The 2,510-nt window shown below is 64.5% G+C and carries 3 protein-coding genes and 1 pseudogene; 3 read left to right on the forward strand and 1 reads right to left on the reverse strand.

The window, feature by feature from the left end; genetic code table 11:
- Positions 1-58 precede the first annotated feature (58 nt).
- Positions 59-253 (forward strand): annotated as a pseudogene (locus tag IVB13_RS03840) (transposase); the annotation flags it as partial.
- Between the two features lie 23 nt (positions 254-276).
- Here IVB13_RS03840 and IVB13_RS40120 read toward each other — a convergent pair.
- Complete coding sequence (locus tag IVB13_RS40120; RefSeq protein ID WP_256374454.1) at positions 277-402, reverse strand: hypothetical protein; 126 nt, start codon at positions 400-402, stop codon at positions 277-279.
- Between the two features lie 63 nt (positions 403-465).
- On the opposite strand from IVB13_RS40120, the gene tnpB reads away from it, so the two are divergent.
- Positions 466-813, forward strand: coding sequence for an IS66 family insertion sequence element accessory protein TnpB (gene tnpB, locus IVB13_RS03845; protein WP_026233914.1), 348 nt, complete (start codon positions 466-468; stop codon positions 811-813).
- A gap of 72 nt (positions 814-885) precedes the next feature.
- Positions 886-2,457, forward strand: a complete 1,572-nt coding sequence (locus IVB13_RS03850) for an IS66 family transposase (protein ID WP_247487834.1) — start codon at positions 886-888, stop codon at positions 2,455-2,457.
- Positions 2,458-2,510: the final 53 nt, after the last annotated feature.

Below are 2,510 nucleotides of genomic sequence, written 5' to 3' on the forward strand. Positions count from 1 at the left end.
GTATGCGTCCGGTGAAGGCCGCCTTGCCGAATGAGGCTTGTTGTTGAGAACTGTCCTTATGGACAGTGATAGGCGCAGTGCCCAAGTCGAACGGCTCGAAGTAGTGGACACAGGCCGGCGGCGGCGCTGGTCCGAGGATGAGAAGCTCAAAATCGTCCTCGAGAGCTTACAAGCGCCGCGCCAGGTCGCTGCGACGGCGCGGCGATATGGCGTTTCGCGCTCACTGCTCCTGCGATGGCGACGGTCGTTTCGGCCTGAGCCGAAGGATGCCGCCCATCAACCTGGCTTCGTACCGGCGATGGTGGTGGCGGAATCAGGTCCGGCGCCCTGTCCGGTCACGCCGGCCAGCAGCGGCGGGTCGATCGAGATCGAGTTTGCTGCCGGGGCTCGGATGCGGATCATGGGTACGGTCGACGCGGCGACGCTAAAGGCCGCGGTGGCGGCGCTGGCAGATGGACGCCTACGGTGATCCCTATTGCGTCAGGCGTGCGGGTGTGGATTGCGACCGGCCACACCGATATGCGTCGGGGCATGAACTCGCTGGGCTTACTGGTGCAGGAAGCCTTTAAGCGAGACCCACACGGCGGCGACCTCTATGTGTTCCGTGGCAAAAGCGGCAAGCTGATCAAGATCCTTTGGCACGATGGACTGGGCATGTCGCTTTATGCCAAGCGGCTGGAGCGCGGCCGCTTCCTGTGGCCATCGCCGGCTGATGGCGTCGTGACAATTACCCCAGCCCAGCTTGGCTACCTGCTGGAGGGCATCGACTGGCGGATGCCGCAACATACCTGGCGACCGCAGGCGGCCGGCTGATCGCTGTGATTTGAATCGCCGGCGCGACCAGCAGTTCGGACAGAGACCGCGTCTTGTGATTCTCTGGTCTCGATGGGCGCCGATGATTCTCTTCCTGATGATGTGACTACGCTGCAGGCGATGCTGCTCGCCGAGCGAGCGGCCCGGTTGGCCGCAGAAGCCGAGGCCCATGCGGGGACCTTGTTGATCGAGAAGCTCAAGCTCACGATCAAGAAGCTGCGGCACGAGCAGTTCGGACAGTCCTCCGAGCGAGGCGCATTGCTGGACCAGCTCGAGCTACAGCTCGCCGACCTGGAGGAGAACGCGGCGCAAGCTGAGAGCGCGACGCAGATGGCAGCCGACAAGATTACGGTGCCATCGTTCGAGCGTCGCAAGCCGGCCCGTCGTCCGCTGCCGGAGCATTTGCAGCGGGAGCGCATTGTCTACCCGGTGCCTGCCAGCTGCCCATGCTGCGGCGACAGCCGATTGCGCAAAATTGGGGAGGACGTGACCGAGACGCTGGAGCTCGTTCCGCGCCAGTGGAAGGTGATCCAGCACGTGCGCGAGAAGCTTGTCTGCCGGGCCTGCGAAGCGATCACCCAGCCGCCGGCTCCTTCGCACCCGATTGCGCGCGGGCGTGCAGGACCCAAGCTGCTGGCTCATGTCCTGTTCGCCAAGTACGGCCTTCACCTGCCGCTTCATCGTCAGAGCGACGTCTACCAGCGTGAGGGCATCGACCTCGACGTCTCGACGCTCGCGGACTGGGTAGGTGCCTCCGCCGCAAACCTGATGCCTCTGGTCGATGCGATCCGGAGCCACGTCTTCGCAGCCGAGCGCATCCACGCCGATGACACCACGGTGCCGGTCCTGGCCAAGGGCAAGACCCGGACCGGACGGCTCTGGACCTACGTGCGCGACGACCGTCCGTTTGCCGGCCCAGATCCGCCGGCGGCCGTGTTCTTCTACTCGCCCGATCGTGGCGGTGCGCATCCGGAGCAGCATCTGGCAGGTTATGCCGGACTGATGCAGGCCGACGCCTACGCCGGCTTTGGCAGGCTCTATGAGGCCAATCGCAAAGGCGGCCCGATCATCGAGGCCGCGTGCTGGGCGCACGGCAGGCGCAAGTTCTTTGATCTGGCACGGCTCAGCAAGGCGCCGATCGCGGCCGAGGCGGTCAAGCGCGTCGACGTCCTGTTCGCCATCGAGCGCGAGATCAACGGACTTCCTGCGCAGGAGCGTGTGCGTGTGCGCCAGGAGCGTAGCCGCCCCCTGATCGACGAGCTGGAGGTGTGGTTGCGCGAGCAGCGCGCCAAGCTCTCCAGGAACAACGACACGACGAAGGCGATCAATTACTGCCTCAGCCGCTGGGATGCATTTAGCCGCTTCCTTGATGACGGACGGCTTTGCATGTCGAACAATGCTGCTGAACGTGAGCTACGGGCCGTCGCCATCGGGCGAAAAAATTGGACCTTCGCCGGGTCCGATGAGGGCGCTCGGCGTGCTGCTGCCATCTACAGCCTCATCGCCACCGCAAAGCTCAACGACGTCGACCCGCAGGCTTGGCTTGCCGACGTGCTGGCCCGCCTACCTGATCACTCTGCCAAGCGCATTGACCAACTGCTGCCTTGGAATTGGCAGCCCAAAAACGTCGCTCACGCAGCTTGAGCGCGATCAGCCTTCCCGAAAGCGGCCTGCCGGGGTCTTCGCCGGATGCGTAC

It is taken from the genome of Bradyrhizobium sp. 17 (assembly GCF_023073515.1).
GTDB lineage: Bacteria > Pseudomonadota > Alphaproteobacteria > Rhizobiales > Xanthobacteraceae > Bradyrhizobium > Bradyrhizobium canariense_D.

What these genes read in the sequence shown, in the direction of transcription:
- IVB13_RS40120 (WP_256374454.1), bottom strand. Translation starts at nt 402, where the DNA reads ATGATCCGCATCCGAGCCCCGGCAGCAAACTCGATCTCGATCGACCCG.
- IVB13_RS03850 (WP_247487834.1), top strand. Translation starts at nt 886, where the DNA reads ATGGGCGCCGATGATTCTCTTCCTGATGATGTGACTACGCTGCAGGCG.